The sequence below is a fragment of the Streptomyces laurentii genome (genome assembly GCF_040635425.1).
Lineage (GTDB): Bacteria > Actinomycetota > Actinomycetes > Streptomycetales > Streptomycetaceae > Streptomyces > Streptomyces laurentii.
In genome coordinates this window covers 24,993-43,697 of sequence record NZ_JBEYHT010000053.1, presented here as the reverse complement: position 1 = coordinate 43,697, position 18,705 = coordinate 24,993, and the positions used below count along the sequence as shown (strand labels likewise).

General features: G+C 73.0%; 18 protein-coding genes. 6 read left to right on the top strand and 12 right to left on the bottom strand.

Annotation, left to right across the window (positions count from 1 at the left end):
* The first annotated feature begins 47 nt into the window (after nt 1-47).
* Nucleotides 48-1,358: a sensor histidine kinase gene (locus ABZ693_RS27440; RefSeq protein WP_359882420.1), complete on the top strand. Its 1,311-nt coding sequence runs from the start codon at nt 48-50 to the stop codon at nt 1,356-1,358.
* Complete coding sequence (locus ABZ693_RS27435; protein WP_359882417.1) at nt 1,355-2,017, top strand: response regulator; 663 nt, start codon at nt 1,355-1,357, stop codon at nt 2,015-2,017. The genes ABZ693_RS27440 and ABZ693_RS27435 overlap by 4 nt, the downstream gene beginning before the upstream one ends.
* Here the strand turns inward: ABZ693_RS27435 and ABZ693_RS27430 are convergent.
* Genes ABZ693_RS27430 through pnuC form a run of 5 tightly spaced genes read right to left on the bottom strand, consistent with a single transcriptional unit; the run spans nt 2,008 to nt 6,347 of the window.
* Nucleotides 2,008-2,751 (bottom strand): nucleotidyltransferase domain-containing protein, encoded by a 744-nt coding sequence (locus ABZ693_RS27430; RefSeq protein WP_359882476.1) that lies wholly within the window; start codon nt 2,749-2,751, stop codon nt 2,008-2,010. The genes ABZ693_RS27435 and ABZ693_RS27430 overlap by 10 nt on opposite strands.
* 41 nt (nt 2,752-2,792) lie before the next feature.
* Nucleotides 2,793-3,821 carry an ADP-ribosylglycohydrolase family protein gene (locus ABZ693_RS27425; RefSeq protein WP_359882415.1) on the bottom strand — a complete coding sequence of 343 codons (1,029 nt, stop codon included), beginning with the start codon at nt 3,819-3,821 and terminating at the stop codon, nt 2,793-2,795.
* A complete protein-coding gene (locus tag ABZ693_RS27420) occupies nt 3,818-4,594 on the bottom strand; it encodes an NUDIX hydrolase (RefSeq protein ID WP_359882413.1) in 777 nt (258 codons plus the stop codon). The genes ABZ693_RS27425 and ABZ693_RS27420 overlap by 4 nt, the downstream gene beginning before the upstream one ends.
* A complete protein-coding gene (locus ABZ693_RS27415) occupies nt 4,591-5,676 on the bottom strand; it encodes an AAA family ATPase (protein ID WP_359882411.1) in 1,086 nt (361 codons plus the stop codon). Before ABZ693_RS27415 ends, ABZ693_RS27420 begins: the two co-directional genes overlap by 4 nt.
* Nucleotides 5,673-6,347 carry a nicotinamide riboside transporter PnuC gene (gene pnuC / locus ABZ693_RS27410; protein WP_359882409.1) on the bottom strand — a complete coding sequence of 225 codons (675 nt, stop codon included), beginning with the start codon at nt 6,345-6,347 and terminating at the stop codon, nt 5,673-5,675. The genes ABZ693_RS27415 and pnuC overlap by 4 nt, the downstream gene beginning before the upstream one ends.
* 287 nt (nt 6,348-6,634) lie before the next feature.
* Between pnuC and ABZ693_RS27405 the strand changes: the two genes are divergently transcribed.
* The 4 genes from ABZ693_RS27405 (at nt 6,635) to ABZ693_RS27390 (ending at nt 10,082) form a co-directional block, all read left to right on the top strand.
* Nucleotides 6,635-7,168, top strand: a complete 534-nt coding sequence (locus ABZ693_RS27405; RefSeq protein ID WP_359882406.1) for a hypothetical protein — start codon at nt 6,635-6,637, stop codon at nt 7,166-7,168.
* Between the two features lie 120 nt (nt 7,169-7,288).
* Nucleotides 7,289-8,131: a DUF4097 family beta strand repeat-containing protein gene (locus tag ABZ693_RS27400; protein ID WP_359882403.1), complete on the top strand. Its 843-nt coding sequence runs from the start codon at nt 7,289-7,291 to the stop codon at nt 8,129-8,131.
* Between the two features lie 119 nt (nt 8,132-8,250).
* Nucleotides 8,251-9,294, top strand: a complete 1,044-nt coding sequence (locus tag ABZ693_RS27395) for an ATP-binding cassette domain-containing protein (protein WP_359882400.1) — start codon at nt 8,251-8,253, stop codon at nt 9,292-9,294.
* A complete protein-coding gene (locus ABZ693_RS27390; RefSeq protein ID WP_359882398.1) occupies nt 9,291-10,082 on the top strand; it encodes an ABC transporter permease in 792 nt (263 codons plus the stop codon). Before ABZ693_RS27395 ends, ABZ693_RS27390 begins: the two co-directional genes overlap by 4 nt.
* Nucleotides 10,083-10,188: 106 nt before the next feature.
* Here ABZ693_RS27390 and ABZ693_RS27385 read toward each other — a convergent pair whose 3' ends face one another.
* The 7 genes from ABZ693_RS27385 to ABZ693_RS27355 form a co-directional block, all read right to left on the bottom strand.
* Nucleotides 10,189-11,328, bottom strand: a complete 1,140-nt coding sequence (locus tag ABZ693_RS27385; protein WP_359882396.1) for a pseudouridine synthase — start codon at nt 11,326-11,328, stop codon at nt 10,189-10,191.
* The gene (gene scpB / locus ABZ693_RS27380; protein ID WP_435842561.1) at nt 11,328-11,969 is read right to left on the bottom strand and encodes an SMC-Scp complex subunit ScpB; all 642 of its coding nucleotides are present in this window, start codon (nt 11,967-11,969) and stop codon (nt 11,328-11,330) included. The genes ABZ693_RS27385 and scpB overlap by 1 nt, the downstream gene beginning before the upstream one ends.
* Nucleotides 11,957-13,126, bottom strand: coding sequence for a segregation and condensation protein A (locus tag ABZ693_RS27375; protein WP_359882394.1), 1,170 nt, complete (start codon nt 13,124-13,126; stop codon nt 11,957-11,959). Before ABZ693_RS27375 ends, scpB begins: the two co-directional genes overlap by 13 nt.
* Nucleotides 13,127-13,170: 44 nt before the next feature.
* Entirely contained in the window at nt 13,171-13,680 is a 510-nt protein-coding gene (locus tag ABZ693_RS27370) for a hypothetical protein (RefSeq protein WP_359882470.1), read from the bottom strand.
* The gene (locus ABZ693_RS27365; protein WP_359882392.1) at nt 13,677-14,720 is read right to left on the bottom strand and encodes a ParA family protein; all 1,044 of its coding nucleotides are present in this window, start codon (nt 14,718-14,720) and stop codon (nt 13,677-13,679) included. Before ABZ693_RS27365 ends, ABZ693_RS27370 begins: the two co-directional genes overlap by 4 nt.
* Nucleotides 14,721-15,161: 441 nt before the next feature.
* The gene (ald, locus tag ABZ693_RS27360) at nt 15,162-16,277 is read right to left on the bottom strand and encodes an alanine dehydrogenase (RefSeq protein ID WP_359882389.1); all 1,116 of its coding nucleotides are present in this window, start codon (nt 16,275-16,277) and stop codon (nt 15,162-15,164) included.
* Nucleotides 16,278-16,470: 193 nt separating this feature from the next.
* Complete coding sequence (locus tag ABZ693_RS27355; protein WP_359882387.1) at nt 16,471-18,486, bottom strand: tetratricopeptide repeat protein; 2,016 nt, start codon at nt 18,484-18,486, stop codon at nt 16,471-16,473.
* Nucleotides 18,487-18,705: the final 219 nt, after the last annotated feature.

Genomic DNA, 18,705 nt, shown 5'->3' with positions numbered 1-18,705 from the left:
TCCGCGGGCTACTGCCGGGGCCCGGGCCGGCTGCCTATGATCGGCCCATGACAGCCCCGCAGGATGCCGCGCGGCCGCTCCTCGCCGAGGTCCTGTTCTGGTGCGCGGGCATCGCCTACGTCGTCCTGCTCCCCCTGCTCGTGTCGGGCGCCGGCCCCGAAGCGACCGGCCTGCGCCTGCTGCCCGCCGCCCTGCTCGCCGTCCTGCTCGTTCCGCTCGCGCTGCGGCGGCCCCTCCCGGCCCTGGCGCTGCTGGTCGCGGTCTCGTTCGTGGTGACCCTGCGGGCGGACTCGGCGATGGCGGCCGGGCAGCACCTGCTGGGCGGTCCGTATCCGGTGAGCGGGCGGGACCTGGTGAGCGGGCCGCTGCCGGTGGACGGGGCGTTGTCGGGGGGCGGCATGCCCCTCGTACCGGTGCTGCCGGAGACGCAGGCGTGGCAGATCGCGTCCGTACAGGCGGTTCTCACCGATCTCGCCGTCGGCTGGATCGCCGCCGGCACCCGGCCCTGGCGGACCACGGTCGCCGCCGCGCTCGCGGCGCTCGGCGCGCAGCTCGTGGGCGCCGGGTTCTACCGGGAGGGCCGGTCGGCGTTCCTCGCCACCTCGGTCCTCCTCGTCCTGATGGCGGTCACCGCGTGGACGGTCGGCCACTCGGTCCGCGAACGCCGCCGGCACACCGCCGAACTGCGGACCCGGGCCGCCGAACAGGCCGTCGTCGCCGAGCGGTTGCGGATCGCCCGGGAACTGCACGACATGGTGGCGCACAGCATCGGGGTGATCGCCATCCAGGCCGGGGTGGGCCGGCGGGTCATCGACACCCAGCCGGCCGAGGCCCGCAACTCCCTCGCCGCCATCGAGGACACCAGTCGCGACACCCTGGCGGGCCTGCGCCGGATGCTCGGGGCGCTGCGCGCGGCGGACCGCGCGGACGGTGCGCCCCTCGGTCCCGCTCCGGGGCTCGCCGCACTCGACGCGCTGGTGCGGCGGACCCGGGACGCGGGCGTGCGGGTGGACGTCGAATGGCGGGGCGAGCGGCAGACGTTGCCGGCGGAGATCGAGCTGTCCGGCTACCGCATCGTCCAGGAGGCGCTCACCAACGTCGTCCGCCACTCGGGCGCCCCCGCCTGCCGGGTGACCCTCGACTACGGGAAGGACGGTCTGGCCATCGAGATCACCGACGAGGGCCGCGGCCTGCCCGGTCCCGCCGGGGCGCCGAAGCTGCCCGGCGCGGACGGCTACGGGCTGACCGGCATGCGGGAGCGGGCCGCGCTGCTGCACGGCGAGTTCACGGCCGGACCGCGCGTCGAGGGCGGCTTCCGGGTGGCGGCCCGGCTCCCGCTGCCGGCGGCGGTCGCATGACCCGGGTGCTGCTCACCGACGACCAGCCGCTGGTCCGGCACGGGCTGCGGGTGCTGATCGCCGACCGGCCGGGGCTGGAGGTGGCGGGCGAGGCCGCGAACGGCGAGGAAGCGGTACGGCTCGCGGAACGGCTGGCCCCGGACGTGGTGGTGATGGACATCCGGATGCCCGGCATGGACGGCATCGAGGCCACCCGCCGGATCACCGCGGCGCCCGGCACGCCGCCGAAGGTGCTCGTCCTCACCACGTTCGACGACGACGCGTACGTCCATGGCGCGCTGCGCGCCGGGGCGAGCGGCTTCCTGGTGAAGGACATGGACATGGACCAGATCCTCACCGCCATCGAGGTCGTCGCCGCGGGCGACGCCCTCATCGCCCCGAGCGTCACCCGCCGTCTGATCGCCGAGTTCGCCGCCCGCCCCGCCGCGGCCCCGGCGACACCGCGCCCGGTGGACGGTGTCACCGCCCGCGAACAGGAGGTCCTCACCCTCGTCGGCCGCGGGCTGTCCAACACGGAGATCTCCGCGGAACTCCACATCAGCACGGCCACCGCGAAGGCCCACGTCGGCCGGCTGCTGATGAAGCTGGACGCCCGGGACCGGGTGCAGCTCGTCATCACGGCGTACGAGTGGGGGCTGGTGACACCGGGTCAGGGCTGAGCCCGGGCCCGTACGACGAAGTCGTCCAGGGCGGCGAAGGCGCTCGGCTCGTCCGGGAGGGCCGAGGCGTCCTGCGCCGCGTCGAGCACCAGGTGCAGCCGCTCCGTCTCCTCCCGTACGGCGGCGGGGTCCGTCCGCGCCGCCGCGTGTTCGGCCGCCGCCTTGGCGGCGATCAGCCCGGGGAGCCGGGCGGGCGCCTCGGGGACCTCGGCCGCGAGGGTGGGCAGATGGGCCTGGATCTCCCCCGTCCGCATGAGGTGGATGCCGGTGAGCAGGGCCCGGTAGGTGTAGAGCAGCGGCTTGAGTTCGCCGGTCTTCTCGTGGAGCCGCCCCTGGGTGCGCGCGAACCCCCGGTAGTGGTGGGCGTGGTGGGAGGTGAGGACGCCGGGCGCGAGGGCACGCAGCTCCTCGTGGGCGGGGGACGTGTGGACGACCAGCGGCGACAGGAGCTGTTCGAGGACGTAGCCGTTGCGGCGCAGCATCAGCCGGACGAACTTCCGCAGGTCGTGGGTGACCAGGTCCATCTCGACCCCGTCCCGGATCCCCATGCGGGTCCGGGTCTCGTCCGGCTCTCGCAGCCCGAGCAGCGCGGCGACGGGCAGCAGGTGCGCGCCGCGCAGGTCGATGTCCGAGTCACGGGAGGGGAAGCCGTAGAGGTGCGCGCCGGAGACGGTGGCGAAGAGGAGGGGGTCGGGCTGCTCGGCGACGACGGCGGACAGGCCGGCCGGGTCCATGGGGGTGGCGAGGCCGGGTACCGGAGCCGGGGTCGTCATGTTCACGCGTCCCAGTGCGCGCCCAGGGAGCGCAGTTCGGGGCCGTGTTCGATGGGGTCCGCCCACGCTCCCGGCCAGGCGTCGGCGCCCAGGTGGGCGCCCGCGAAGGCGCCGGCGAGGGCGGCGATCGAGTCGGAGTCGCCGCGGGTGCAGGCGGCGCGGCGCAGGGCGGTGAGCGGCTCGTCGGGGAAGAGGAGGAAGGCGAGCAGGCCGGTGGCGAGGGCCTCCTCGGCGATCCAGCCGTCGCCGGTGTACGTGCAGGGGTCGATCTCGGGGTCGGCGGTGCGCTGGACGGCGTCCAGGCGTTCCAGGACGGCCAGGCACTCGTCCCAGCCGCGCCGGATGAAGTGCAGCGGGTCGGGGTCCTGGGAGCGGGTCCACAGGTCGCCGAGCCACTCCTCGCGGTAGTGGGAGCGGTGGTCGTACGCGTACGAGCGGAGCTGTCCGACGAGTCCGGTCGGATCGGCGCCCTGGGCGAGCAGGTACACGGCACGGGCCGTCAGGTCGGAGGCGGCGAGGCCGGTGGGGTGGCCGTGGGTGAGGGCGGCCTGGAGTTGCGCGGCGCCGGCCCGCTGGTCGTCGGTCAGGCCGGGGACGAGGCCGATGGGCGCGACGCGCATGTTGGCGCCGCAGCCCTTGGAGCCGATCTGGCTGGCGTCCTGCCAGGGCCGGTGGGTCATCAGCAGCCCGCAGGCCGTCAGGCAGGTGTTGCCCGGGGCGCGGTTGTTGTCGGGCGAGCGGTACCAGTCGACGTACTCCTCCCGTACGGTCTCGGCGAGCCGCTCCGGAAGCAGTCCGCCGTCCGTCATGGCGGCGCGGATGCCGCGCGCGAAGGCGAGGGTCATCTGGGTGTCGTCGGTGATGCGCGCGATCCCCTCGGTCACGCGCGGCTTCAGTTCCCGCCAGGGCCCGTAATAGGCGATGATCCTCGGCACGTCGATGAACTCGGTGGGAAAGCCCAGCGCGTCGCCGAGCGCGAGCCCGATCAAGGTGCCCTCGGCGGCCCGCTTCCTGGTCGCGATGAGGTTCATTCCGTCCGTCCTTCCGGTCGCAGCAGTGGCGGGTGCAGCGTCGTGGCCTCGCCCGCCCGGTAGAGAGCGGCCGGTTTCCCCCGTCCGCCGGTGCGGCGCGGGGGTGCCTCGACCGGCCGGACGAAACCGGGAGTGGCGAGGACCTTGCGCCGGAAATTGGGGCGGTCGAGCGGCACGCCCCAGACCGTCTCGTACACCTCCCGCAGCTCGCCGAGGGTGAACTCGGGCGGGCAGAAGGCGGTGCCGAGGCAGCTGTACTCGAGCTTGGCGCCGACCCGCTCGCGGGCGTCGGCGAGGATGCGGTCGTGGTCGAAGGCGAGGCCGCGGGCCTCGTCGTACGGCAGCCAGCGGGCCTGCGCCGCGTCGCCGCCGCCGCGCGGTTCGGGCAGGTCGGGGACGAGCGCGGTGAACGCGACGGACACCACCCGCATCCGGGGGTCGCGGTCCGGCTCGCTGTAGGTGCGCAGCTGTTCCAGGTGGAGGCGGGCGGCGGTGGCGCCGGACAGGCCGGTCTCCTCGGCGAGTTCGCGGCGCGCGGCCTGTTCGGCGGACTCGTGGGGCAGTACGAAGCCGCCGGGCAGCGCCCAGGCGCCGGCGTACGGCTCCTGGCCGCGTTCGACGAGCAGGACGTGCAGGGTGCCCGCGCGGACCGTGAGGACGGCGAGGTCGGCGGTGACGGCGAACGGCTCGAAGGCGTGCTTGTCATAGCCCTCGGGCACGGACGGTGCCGGCGGCGGAACGGGGGGCGGGGGCGGGGTCGGGGTCGGGGTCATCGTCGCTCCGGGAGCGGGTCGGTGAAGTGCCAGCCTTCGGCGAGCAGCGCGTCCACGGCGGCGACGGCGGTCGCCAGGCGTTCCTCGTGCGGGCCGGTGAGGACGACGGTGCGGCGGCCGGTGTGGGCGAGCTGGGCACGGAAGCGGGCGGTCATCCAGGGCCGCAGGTGTGCCCCGTCGCGCAGGCCGTCGTCCTCGAAGGCGACGCCGTGGTGGTCGGTGAGGAGCCACAGGTGCCCGGTGCCGCGGGCGGCGACCTCGCCGGTGGCGGCGCTGGCGGTGCCCAGGTAGCGCTCGTGCCAGATGGTGGTGGCGAAGGCGTCGGTGTCGCAGAAGAGCACGGGCGAGCCGGCGCGGGCGGCCGCCTCCTCCAGCTCGGCCTGGCGCAGCGCGATGACGGGGAAGTCGGTGGTGTGGAAGGTGACGTCGGACCAGGTGGCGTCGGGGCGCTCGGCGCGCAGTTCGGCGAGTCTGAGCGCACTGTACTCGCGGCCGTACTCGGGGACCCAGCGGGTGTCGGCCCACACGCCGCCGCGCCGCCGGTAGTGGTCGGCGAGGGCGCGGGCCATGGTGGTGGTGCCGGTGGACTCGGCGCCGAGGACGACGACGCGGCGGGTGAGCGCGGCCCGTACGGGGGCCTCCAAGTGGCCCCAGTGGGCGACGGGGTCGGCGCGGACGGCCGTACCGGAGACGGGGTGCCGGGTCCGGCCGGGGTCGACGCAGACGGACGCGGCGCCGAAGCGGCGGCCCAGCTCCTCGCCGTACGCCTCGGAGGTGAAGACGGCGTCGACAGGTTCGGGCACGGCGGCGCGGAAGACCCGCATGTGGGCGTCCCACACGTCGGGGTCGTGGACGTCCATGGGGATGTCGTCGACCGTGCCGACGACGAGCGCGTCGGGGTGCGCCTCGCGCATCCAGGCGACGCGGTCGGCGAGCGGTACGGACTCGACGGAGGCGGCGCAGACCAGCACGGTGAGCCGGTCGCACCGGGCGCGGGCGGTGCGGACGAGATGGTGGTGGCCGGCGTGCGGCGGATAGAACTTGCCGAGGACGAGGCCGTGACCGTAGCGGGGCGTGGTCATGCGCGGGCCTCCGACGTCCGGGGCACGCCGTCGGCATCAGCGGCAGCGGCGGTGGCCAGGTCGCGGCGCCAGCCGAGCAGGCCGACGACGCAGAGCGTCATGAAGCCGACGTACAGCAGCGAGGTGAGGTAGAGCTCCTTGTACGCGTAGAGGGGCACATACACCACGTCGGCGGCGATCCACAGCCACCAGGACTCCAGGCGCTTGCGGCACTGGCCGTAGGTGGCGGTCAGGGAGAGGGCGGTGGTCAGGGCGTCCCAGAAGGGGACGGTCGAGTCCGTGGCCCGGTCGAGGAGCAGGGTGAGCGCGAGTGTCGCCACCGCCCCCGCCGCGAGCAGCCAGATCCACTCGGTGCGGCTGGTGCGCCGTACCGGCAGTGTGTCGGAGCCTGGTCCACCCCCGTGGGTCCAGGTCCACCAGCCGTACGCGGCGAGGGCGATGAAGACGAACTGGAGACCGGCGTCCGCGTACAGCCCGCTCTGGGTGAACAGCAGGATGAAGAACAGGTTGTTGGCGATGCCGATCGGCCAGTTGGCGAGGTGCTGGCGGGCGACGAGCCACACACAGAGGGCACCGCTCCCGAAGCCGAGCACCTCGGTCCAGCTGACCGGGGTGTCGAGCAGGGTGAAGAGCGGCTGCTGGAGCGGCTCCAGGATGTGCGCGAGGCTCATGCCCGCCTCCTTAAGAGTCAGCCTGACTATAAATACGGGCGCGGTGGCATCGCAAGGCCGATTACACCGGCCCCACGTGGCACACCGGATGGCATCACGTGGCACCACATGGCACCACCATGTGCCACTCCACCCCTCCAGGGGGACCTGAGACTCACCCGACACCACCGCGACGCCATCACCTCCACTTCTATTTCCGCAGGTCAGGGCGTATACATCAGCAATGGCACCCCCCATGACGCCACTCAGGCTTGCGAATGGCGCCATCCTGGTGCCATGATGACGTCATGGACCTCACCCCGTACGTCGACAATCTCCGCCGCGAACTCGCGGTGGCCGCCGAAGCCGGCGGCGAAGAAGCCCGTGACCTGGCCGAGCGGCTCACCGCCCCCTTGGAGTCGGCGACCCGCCTGACCATGCTCAACGTGCTCTCCGCCGCGATGAGCGAGATCACCCGTGAACTCGCCCCCGGCTCGGTCGACGTACGGCTGCGCGGACTCGACCCCGACTTCGTGGTGACGCTGCCGCCCGCCGGCACCGGCCCCGCGGACCCCACCGTCGCCGTCGCCGCCCCCGCCGAACCGCTCCGGCCCCAGTCGCCCGCCGAGGGCGACGAGGGCGCAGTCGCCCGCGTCAACCTCCGGCTCCCCGCGCACCTCAAGGCCCGCGCCGAGGAGGCCGCGGGCCGCGAGGGCCTGTCGGTCAACGCCTGGCTCGTCCGGGCCGTGTCGGCCGCCGTCGACGGCGGAGCCGGCCGGCCGGCGGGCACGGCGGAGAAGAGCCGCAACGTCGGCAACAGCTTCACTGGCTGGGTGCGCTAGCGCCCCGGAGCGGCCGCCCCGAACCACCGCCCCCTCAGCTCACGCGCCACCCGCACCACTTCACCCACACCACGTCCCACCAGCGGGGACGCCCTGAAGACCCAAGAGGACGGGACAGCCATGCCTACGTTCGAGACCCCCCAAGCGATCTCCGTCACCTCCCGCGTGGACGCCGGCTCCATCCAGTTCACGGCGAGCGAGCGCACCGACACCGTCGTCACGGTGCGCCCCCGCTCCCCCAAGAAGGACGCGGACGTACGGGCCGCCGGCCAGACCGAGGTCGCGTACACGAACGGCGTCCTGACCATCCGGACGCCCAAGCCCGGCCTGCTCGGCCGCTCCGGCGTCGTCGAGGTGACCGTCGACCTGCCGGCCGGCTCGCACGTCGACACGACCGGCGCCTGGACCCAAGTGCTGGGCGAGGGGCGGCTCGGCGAGGTCCGCGTGAAGACCTCGTCCGGCGACGTCCGCCTCGACGCGACCGGCCCGCTGACGCTGGCCGCCTCCCACGGCTCGATCACCGTCGGCCGGGTCGACGGCCCGGCCGACATCTCCACCAGCTCCGGCAGCCTGCGCGTCGGCACCCTCGGCGGCACCGCCGTCCTGAAGAACTCGCACGGCGCCACGGCCGTCGAGGCCGCGCTCGGCGAGCTGCGCGTCAGCGGCGCCAACGGCGACATCGACATCCGCCGCGCCGAGTCCTCGGTCACCGCCACCACCGCCCACGGCACCCTGCGGGTGGCCGAGGTGGCCCGCGGCACCGTCCAGCTGGAGACGGCGCACGGCGCCATCGAGATCGGCATCCGCGAGGGCACCGCCGCCTGGCTCGACGTCCACTCGGACAACGGCCAGGTGCGCAACACGCTCACCTCCACCGAGAGCCCGGCGGAGGCCGAGGACACCGTCAAGGTCCACGCCCGCACCCGCTACGGCACCATCGACATCCGCCGCGCCCGGGCATGACCCCGCACCACCCCGTATCGGCGCCGGTTCCGGGCCCGCCCCCGGTCCCGGCGCACCCCCTCCCCGCCGTACCGCACCTCTGACGCCTCCCGCCCCACTCCTCGAAACCGGAGTACTCCATGCCTTCATCTGTCATGCCCACGCCTAGGAGCGCCGCCGACGGCCGGCCGTCCTCCACCGCCATTTCCGCCACCGGTCTGCGCAAGGCGTACGGGGACAAGACCGTCCTCGACGGCGTCGACCTGCACATCCCGGCCGGATCCGTCTTCGCGCTGCTCGGCCCCAACGGCGCCGGCAAGACCACCACCGTGAAGATCCTCTCCACGCTCGTCACCCCGGACGCCGGACAGGCCCGGGTCGCGGGTCACGACCTCGCCGCCGAGCCGCAGGCCGTACGCGCCGCGATCGGCGTCACCGGGCAGTTCTCCGCCGTCGACGGGCTGATCACCGGCGAGGAGAACCTGCTCCTCATGGCCGACCTGCACCATCTGTCCCGGCACGAAGGCCGGCGGGTCGCCGCCGGACTCCTCGAACGCTTCGACCTCGTCCAGGCCGCGAAGAAGCCCGCGTCCACCTACTCGGGCGGCATGAAACGCCGCCTCGACATCGCCATGACCCTCGTCGGCGATCCGCGGATCATCTTCCTCGACGAGCCGACCACCGGCCTCGACCCGCGCTCCCGGCACGCCATGTGGGGCATCATCCGCGAGCTGGTCTCCGGCGGCGTCACCATCTTCCTCACCACCCAGTACCTGGACGAGGCCGACGAACTCGCCGACCGCATCGCCGTCCTGAACGGCGGCCGGATCGTCGCCCAGGGCACCGCCGAGGAGCTCAAGCGGATCGTCCCCGGCGGCCACGTCCGGCTCCGCTTCTCCGCCCCGGACGTCTACCAGCGGGCCGCGGCCGACCTGCGCGGGGCCGCCCGCGACGACGAGGCGCTGACGCTGCGGATCCCCAGCGACGGCAGCCAGCGCGAACTGCGCTCCGTCCTGGACCGGCTGGACGCGGCCGGCGTCGAGGCGGACGAACTGACCGTCCACACCCCCGACCTGGACGACGTGTTCTTCGCCCTCACCGACGGCGACGCCACCCCGCACCCGGCCCCACAGACCCGGCAGACCCAGAACCAGGCCCGTACCCAGCAGGAGGACGCCCGATGAGTTCCCTCTCCCTCGCCGCCCGCGACACGTCCACCATGCTGCGCCGCAACCTCCTGCACGCCCGGCGCTACCCGTCCCTGACCCTCAACCTGCTGCTGACCCCGGTCGTCCTGCTGCTGCTCTTCGTCTACGTCTTCGGCGACGTGATGAGCGCGGGCATCGCGGACGGCGGACCGGACCGCTCGGTCTACATCGCGTACATCGTCCCGGGTCTGCTCCTGATGACCATCGGCAGCACCACGATCGGCACCGCGGTCTCGGTCTCCAACGACATGACCGAGGGCATCATCGCCCGTTTCCGCACGATGGCCATCCACCGCGGCTCGGTGATCACCGGGCATGTCATCGGCAGCGTCCTCCAGGCCGTCCTCAGCGTCGTCCTCGTCGGCGCCGTCGGTGTCGCCATCGGCTTCCGCTCGGTGGACGCCACGCCCCTGGAGTGGCTGGCGGCGTTCGGACTGCTCGTGCTGTTCGCTCTGGCCCTGACCTGGATCGCCGTCGGGATGGGCATGGTCAGTCCGAACGTCGAGGCCGCCAGCAACAACGCCATGCCGCTGATCTTCCTGCCGCTGATCTCCAGCGCCTTCGTGCCGATCGACGCGATGCCGGGCTGGTTCCAGCCGATCGCCGAGTACCAGCCGTTCACCCCGGCCATCGAGACCCTGCGCGGCCTGCTGCTCGGCACGGAGATCGGGAACAACGGGTGGATCGCCATCGCCTGGTGCGTGGGCCTCACGGTCCTCGGCTACCGCTGGTCGAAGGCGGTGTACAACCGCGACCCGAAGTGACGGACGGCCCGCGCACCGGGCCCGTACGAACAGAGAACGGCCCGTGGCCGCCCCTGAGGAGGGGCGGCCACGGGCCGTATGGCCGTACGGGCCGGGCAGGCGATGCCTACAGGCCGACTTCCTTCATCAGCATGCCGACCTCGGTGTTGCTGAGCCGGCGCAGCCAGCCCGACTTCTGGTCGCCCAGGGTGATCGGACCGAACGCGGTGCGGACCAGCTTGTCGACCGGGAAGCCCGCCTCGGCGAGCATCCGGCGCACGATGTGCTTGCGGCCCTCGTGGAGCACGACCTCGACCAGGTAGTTCTTGCCGGTCTGCTCGACGACCCGGAAGTGGTCGGCGCGCGCGTAGCCGTCCTCGAGCTGGATGCCGTCCTTGAGCCGCTTGCCGACCTCGCGGGGCAGCGGGCCGGTGATGGCGGCCAGGTAGGTCTTCTTCACGCCGTACTTCGGGTGGGTGAGACGGTGGGCCAGCTCCCCGTGGTTGGTGAGCAGGATGATGCCCTCGGTCTCGGTGTCGAGCCGGCCGACGTGGAAGAGCCGGGTCTCGCGGTTGGTGACGTAGTCGCCGAGGCACTGGCGGCCGTCGGGGTCCTCCATGGTGGAGACGACGCCGGCCGGCTTGTTGAGGGCGAAGAACTGGTACGACTGGGTGGCGACGGTCAGACCGTCGACCCGGATCTCGTCCTTGTCCGCCACCCGCAGACCCTGCTCCAGCACGATCTCGCCGTTGACCTCGACGCGGGCCTGCTCGATCAGCTCCTCGCAGGCACGGCGCGAGCCGTAACCGGCACGGGCCAGCACCTTCTGCAGGCGCTCGCCCTCCTGCTCGGCGCCCGGGAAGGTCTTGGGCGTCTTGATCTGGGGCTTGTCCGCGTACCGCTCGCGGTTGCGCTCCTCCGACCGGGTGTCGTACTCGCGCGAACGCGCCGGGGCGGTCCAGCCGCCGCCGCGCTTCGGGGACTGCTTGGGGCCGCCCTTGGCACCACCGCGGGCCGCGTCGCCGCGGCCCCGGCGGTCGCCGCCGCCCGTGCCGCCGCCGCGCCGCTCGTCGGAGGGCATGGAGACGTCGTAACCGCGCTCCTCCGGGCGGGTCCGGCGCGGGCGGCCCGCGCTCTGGCCCTGGCCCTGGCCCTGGCCGCGCTCGTCGCGCTGGTTACCGGCTCCCCGGTAGTTGCCGCGGCCGCCGCTCTTGGCACCACGGCTCCCGCCGTTGTTTCCGCTGTTCCTGCCGCTGCTGCTTCGCATCAAACTTCCGTCGTCTTCTCGTCCGGCTGACCGACGCTGTCGTCCGCGTCGGGATCGAACGACGGTACGCCCTCCAGGGAGTCCGGCTCGACCGCCTCCGCCTCGGGGAGGAAGGGCGCGAGTTCCGGCAGCTCGTCCAGGCCGCGCAGGCCCATCCGCTCCAGGAAGTAGTTCGTCGTCCTGTACAGGATCGCACCTGTTTCGGGTTCCGCGCCCGCCTCGGCCACCAGACCGCGCTGGAGCAGGGTCCGCATGACCCCGTCGCAGTTCACTCCGCGGACGGCGGAGACCCTCGAACGGCTGACCGGCTGGCGGTACGCGACGACCGCCAGGGTCTCCAGGGCCGCCTGGGTCAGCCGCGCCTGCCGGCCGTCGAGCACGAAGGCCTCGACGGCGGCGGCGTACGCGGGGCGGGTGAAGAAACGCCAGCCCCCGGCGACCAGGCGCAGCTCGAAGCCGCGGCCGGCGGCCGTGTACTCGTCCGCCAGCTCGCGCAGGGCGTCGCCGACCTCGCGCGGGGTGCGGTCGAGGACCTGGGCCAGATGGGCCTCGGTGGCGGGCTCGTCGACGACCAGGAGGACGGCTTCGAGGGAGGGCTTGAGCGCGGGCCTCGGATCGCTCAGATTACTCAGATCGCTGATGGTGCGGCCTCCCGATCGTGGTCCCGGTCCTGGTGACGGCTCCGGTCCTGGTCCTGGTCCCGGTCCTGATCGAATTCGTCGGTCACGGCCGCCGAGAAGTCCAAGGGGTCCCCCTCGCCGCCGGTCCAGGAGACGGTCAGCTCGCCGAGCGCGGTCTCCTGGTCGAGCGCCACGGCCTTCTCGCGGTACAGCTCCAGGAGGGCGAGGAAACGGGCGACGACGGTCAGGGTGTCGCCGGTGCCCTCGGTCAGCTCCCGGAAGGTCAGGGTGCCGCGCTCGCGCAGCAGGACGGCGACGACGCCCGCCTGCTCGCGGACGCTCACCAGCGGCGCGTGGATGTGGTCCACGTACACCTGCGGCACGGGCTTCGGCCGCATGGCCTGGGCCGCGAGCCGGGCGAAGCCCTCGGCGCCGATGGAGAGGACGACCTCGGGCAGCAGCTCGGCGTGCTGCGGCTCCAGGCCGACGGTCCGCGGGTGCCGCCGGCCCTCGGTCTCCCAGCGCTCGGCGAAGATCTCGGCGATCTTCTTGTACGCGCGGTACTGCAGCAGCCGCGCGAACAGCAGGTCGCGCGCCTCCAGGAGCGCCAGGTCCGCCTCGTCCTCGACCTCGGCGACCGGCAGCAGCCGGGCGGTCTTGAGGTCCAGCAGGGTGGCGGCGACGACCAGGAACTCGGTGGTCTGGTCGAGGTCCCAGTCCGGGCCCATGGCCCGGATGTGTGCCATGAACTCGTCGGTCACCTTCGACAGGGCGACCTCGGTGACGTCCAGCTTGTGCTTGGCGATCAGCTGGAGCAGCAGGTCGAACGGGCCCTCGAAGTTCGCGAGCCGGACGGTGAACCGCCCGTCCCCGTCGGCGGAGCCATCCGCCGGTCCGCCCCCGGGACAGCCCTCGGAGCTCTCCTCGGCCGTCTCCGGGGCCGTGGGGCCCACCGGGACCGCCGCCACTCCCCCGGGCGCCCCGGGCGCCGCCGTACGGCCCGTACGGCCGTCGGGAGCGTCGAGCCCCTCCGGCCCGGGGCCTGGGCCGCCGTCCTGCGCGGCGGCGGGTTCCGTCCGTACGGGCGGCGTCGGCGCCGCGACCGGTGCCGTCCCCGGACCGCGGCCGAGGGCGCGGCGGCGGGGCGGGCCGGACGTCTCGTCGGGGGGTGGCGGCATGAGGATCCTGGTGGAGCGGGGGTGCGGCAGGCCGCAGGCTACCGTCAGCGGCCGCGCAGCCGGCGGACGAGGATGCTCGCCTCGCCGCGCGACTCCAGATCCGCCAGGACCACGGCGACCGCCTCGCGGACGATGCGGCCGCGGTCGACGGCGAGGCCGTGCTCGCCGCGCAGCACCAGCCGGGCGTGCTCCAGGTCCATCAGTTCCTCGGCGGAGACGTAGACCGTGATCTTCTCGTCGTGGCGCTCGCGGCCGCTCGGGCGGCGGTTGGCGGGCTGGCTCCGCCGCCGCGCCTGGCCGGCGGCCTGGGCCGGGGGCTTCGCCGCCGCGGCGGGACCGGCGGGCGCGGACTGCGCCGGGGCCTCGGTCTCCCGGGCGCGCGGCTCGGCCGCCTCGGTGCCGGCCGGGGCGTGCTCCGGCTTCCCCTCGGCGCCCGTGACGGCCGCCGGGTCGCTCTCGCCGGCCGGTGCCGGAACGGTCCGGCGCGGCGTGGAGGACGTCAGCGACGTCCCACCGGTCGTACGGAACAGTTCGTCGGCGCCGGGCAGACTCACTCGGCGTGACACCGGGCGAGCACCTCCCTGGCGAGCTGACGGTAGGCGGCGGCACCCACGGAGTTGGAGGCGTACGTGGTGATGGGCTCGCCCGCGACGGTGGTCTCCGGGAAGCGCACGGTCCGGCCGATGACGGTGTGGTAGACGTGGTCGTCGAAGGCCTCGACGACACGCGCCAGCACCTCGCGCGAGTGCACCGTACGGGAGTCGTACATGGTGGCGAGGATGCCGTCGAGCTCCAGCTCCGGGTTGAGCCGCTCCTGGACCTTCTCGATGGTCTCGGTGAGCAGGGCCACGCCGCGCAGCGCGAAGAACTCGCATTCCAGCGGCACGATGACCTTGTGAGCGGCCGTCAGGGCGTTCACGGTCAGCAGGCCGAGCGAGGGCTGACAGTCGATCACGATGTAGTCGTAGTCGTTCATCAGCGGCTTGAGCGCGCGCTGGAGCGTCGACTCGCGCGCGACCTCGCTGACCAGCTGGACCTCGGCGGCCGACAGGTCGATGTTGCTCGGCAGCAGGTCCATGTTGGGAACGGCCGTCTTGAGCAGCACCTCGTCCGCCGCCATGCCCCGCTCCATGAGCAGGTTGTAGACGGTGAGGTCGAGCTCCATCGGGTTGACGCCGAGGCCGACCGACAGGGCACCCTGCGGGTCGAAGTCGACGAGCAGCACCCGGCGGCCGTACTCGGCGAGCGCGGCACCCAGGTTGATGGTCGACGTGGTCTTGCCGACGCCGCCCTTCTGGTTGCACATCGCGATGATCTTCGCGGGGCCGTGGTCGGTCAGCGGGCCCGGGATCGGGAAGTACGGCAGGGGCCGTCCGGTCGGGCCGATCCGCTCGCGGCGCTGGCGGGCAGCGTCCGGGGCGAGGGTGGCCGCGTACTCGGGGTCGGGCTCGTACTCGGCGTCGGGGTCGTAGAAGTGCCCCTCGGGCACCTCGTCGTAGGCGGCGAAGTGGGTGGACTCTCGGCCCATCTCGTTGCCGGCCGTGGCGTTCACGTGTAGGCCGTCCGTCATCTTCATCGTATGGGCTGTCGTCATGGGCTGGTGCGTCGCGAAGGTCCGCACCGCGACGGAGCCGATCGGGGCCCCTGGACCGCCACCCCCGGGAGTAAATGTCGACTCATTCACAAGTCGTCTTACCTCCTTGGATGTGGTCAGGAACATTTATCGATAGGTCAGCGTGGCACCATGCCGACGGTTGGCGACTCTATGGCGTGTCACCGGTCCGCAGCAACACAATCCGCCGGACCCGGCCCGATGTGTCGGTAACCGAACACCTTTCTGTCAAGGGTGCGCGGGCGGTGAACCGGGGTTTTCGAGGGTGCGCGAAACGGTTGAAGAGTCACCTTCGCGGCGAGTCGTGCGCCCGCCGGACGGGATCGGACGGTGCCGGACGCACAGCGGGCCGGACCTTGCTCGACAAGGTCCGGCCCGATGCGTGAGGTTGACGACGGGGGTTGACCCCGGCGCCGGCGGGCGTCAGCCCAGGAGGGTGCTCAGCTCGACGTGCTCGTAGCCGTGAGCCTCGGCGACCTCCTTGTAAACGACCTTGCCGTCATGGGTGTTGAGACCCTTGGCCAGCGCGGCGTCGCGGCGCAGCGCCTCGGCCCAGCCGTTGTTCGCCAGCGACACGATGTAGGGCAGCGTGGCGTTGGTGAGGGCGTAGGTGGAGGTGTTCGGAACCGCGCCCGGCATGTTGGCGACGCAGTAGAAGACCGAGTTGTGGACCGGGAAGGTCGGCTCGGTGTGGGTGGTCGGGTGCGAGTCCTCGAAGCAGCCGCCCTGGTCGATCGCGATGTCGACAAGGACACTTCCGGGCTTCATCTTGGCGACGAGCTCGTTGGTGACCAGCTTCGGGGCCTTGGCGCCCGGGATGAGGACGGCACCGATGACGAGGTCGGCCTCGACGACGGCCTTCTCCAGCTCGTAGGCGTTGGAGACCATCGTCTGCACCTTGGAGCCGAAGATCTTGTCGGCCTCGCGGAGCTTGTTGATGTCCTTGTCGAGCAGGGTCACGTGGAAGCCCATGCCGACGGCGATCTGGGTGGCGTTCCAGCCGGAGACACCGCCACCGATGACGACGGCCTTGCCGGCGTGGGTGCCGGAGACGCCGCCGGGGAGCACGCCGCGGCCGCCGGCCGGACGCATCAGGTGGTAGGCGCCGACCTGCGGGGCCAGGCGGCCCGCGACCTCGGACATCGGGGCGAGCAGCGGGAGCGCGCGACCCGCGGTCTCCACGGTCTCGTACGCGATGGAGGTGGTGCCGGACTCGAGGAGGGCGTCCGTGCACTCCTTGGAGGCGGCCAGGTGCAGGTAGGTGAAGAGCGTCTGGTCCTTGCGGAGACGGTGGTACTCCGAGGCGATCGGCTCCTTGACCTTGAGGAGCAGGTCGGCGGTGGCCCAGACCTCGTCGGCGGTGGCGAGGATCTCGGCACCGGCCGAGACGTACTCCTCGTCCGTGATGGAGGAGCCGACACCGGCGTTCTGCTCGACGAAGACCTGGTGGCCGTTGCGGACGAGCTCGTGGACGCCGGCCGGGGTGATGGCCACACGGAACTCGTTGTTCTTGACCTCGCGGGGGATGCCGACCTTCATCGTCGATCACGGTCCTTGAATCAGGGGAATAAACAGGGGGGTACTGCGTGGGGGTGCGTTGCCCGCGGCCCGTACGGACCGCAGACACAGCCATACATACCCGGAGGCAACACGGCACACCGGGACAGACCGCGCCTCAACGCGACGCACCCAGTCTAATGAAGGAGTTCCACCTGTCTAGCCTTTCAAAGTACTAATCTTCTTCAGAAGTACTACGGATTTCGTAGGCGGAACCTTTGATTCCAAGGAGTCGGTCGGCCGCGGACCGGTGCAGACCGGCCGCCGCCGGGTCGCCGAGGCGGTCCAGCGTGTCCGCCAGCCGGAGCCGCAGCGCCGCCTGGAGCCGCGCGTCCCCCGCCCGGCGGGCCCAGTCGACCGCTTCCTCGCAGGTCCGCAGGCTTTCCTCGGGCCGGCCCGCGTACTCCTGGACCCGGGCCGCCTCGCTCAACGCCCGTGCGTAGCCCGGGAGATCGGCCAGCCGGCGGTAGCCCGCGGCAGCCGCCCGCCAGTTGCGCAGCGCCTCCCCGTAGCGGCCCGCGTACGTCTGGACGGCGCCGATCCGGCCGTAGAGCCGGGCCTGGTCGGCCCGCTCGTCCCGGGCCAGCCGCTGGGCCAGCGCACGCCCGTACCAGTCGCCGGCCCGCTGCCAGTCTCCCAGCTCCTGGTACGTGCCGCCTACGGATTCCATCGCCCGACCGGTCGCGTACGGATCATTTGCCACCCTGCCCACGTCCAAAGCCAACCGATATCGCAGCAGAGCCTCCCGCGTGCGCCCGGTCCGGGCGTCGAGGTCGGCCAGGTTCAGCAGGGCCGCGGCGCGCTCGCGGTGCAGCTCACGCCGCTCGGCCACGTCCAGGACCAGGCGGTGCAGCCCGTACAGGTCGGGGGCGGCGGCCTCCGCGCCCCGGTGCGCGGCCAACGCCCGTACCAGAGCCGCGATCAGACGGCGTGCCAGCGTGTCGAACTCCCCGTCGGCGACGGCCAGCCGGGCCGCCGCGAGCAGCATCGGACGACGGCTCTCCAGCCACGCGGCTGCCTCGATCACGTTCGAGAAACGCAGCGCGCGGGGCAGCCCTTCGAGCTTGCGGCGGGACGGGGACTCCTCGGGTTCGGTGACCGCGCGGCTGGACTGGAGGAGGCGGACGGTCCGCTCCAGCATCCGGGCCCGGGCGAGCTGCACCTCGGCGGGCCGGTCGTGCTCTTCGAGCCCGGAGCGGAGCAGCGGCATCAGATAGCCGGGGACGTCGTACTGCCCGTCCCCCTCCGGGGTCTCCTGGACGAGCCCGAGCGCGGCGAAGTCGGCGAGGGTGGTCGTGGCGGCGGAGACGGAGCAGCCGGCCAGGGCGGAGGCGGTGTGGGCGTCGACCCGGCCGAGCGGGGCGAGGCTCAGGTGTCGCAGTATCCGGGCGGCGGGCTGCGGCAGCACGTCGTGGAGCAGGGCGAAGGTACGGACCACCGGGTCGCCGGTCTGGGCGCGCAGCCGCTTGGCGAGGTCCGCGACGGACGCCCGGGGGCGGGTGGCGAGCCAGCCGCCGGCCAGCACGAGCGCGCCGGGCAGCCCGCCGCACTCCTCGGCCAGGCTCTCGGCGGCTTGCGGGTCGACGGTGACCCGGACGCTGCCGGTGTACGAGGTGAGCAGTTCGATGGCCGACTTGGAGTCGAGGCCGCCCAGGGTGCAGGGCCGGACGTCCGGGATGCCGGTGAGCGGGCCGCGGGCCACGCCGATGACGAGGACGTCGGGATTGTCCGGGAGCAGCGGGTCGACCTGTTCGGCGTCGACGGCGTCGTCGAGCAGGAGCAGCGCCCGGCGGCCGGCGAAGGCCTCCCGGACCAGGGCGGTCAGTTCCTCCTCGGCGGCGCCGGGCGGCTCGGCGACGTTGAGCGCGGCGAGCAGTTCCCGGGCGGCCCGGGCGGTGGGCACCGGGTCCCCGCCGGGTTCGGTGAGCCGGGCCCGGAACACTCCGTCCGGGTACGTGGCGGCGAGCGAGTCCGCCAGTTCCGCGGCGAGCGCGCTCCGGCCGGAGCCGGGCTTGCCGGCGATGAGCAGGACGCGGGCGCGCGGGGCCTTGCGGCCGGTGAGGGTGTCGAGTCCGGTGCGTTCGATGTCCGCCCGCAGCGCCTTGAGCTCGCGCTGGCGGCCGTAGAACCGGGCAGCGCCGACCTCCCCCGGACTTCGTCCGGGGGGACCCCCAACCGCTTGATCCGTCACGGGCCACGCTCCCGTCCACCTGCGCACGACTGCCCGCGGGGGCTCCGCACGGGCGATCCCGAGCGTAGTTCAGCCCGGGTGGTGGACCGGGCGGAGCGCGGCGGGTGGATCCCTCAATCGGATCAGCAGATTGTCAGACTGGTACAGGGTGAAGGGCCGCCCCGTACGGCCGTACGGACAGGGCCGGACGGAGGGCAACGGCGTCACCCGGGGCCGGGG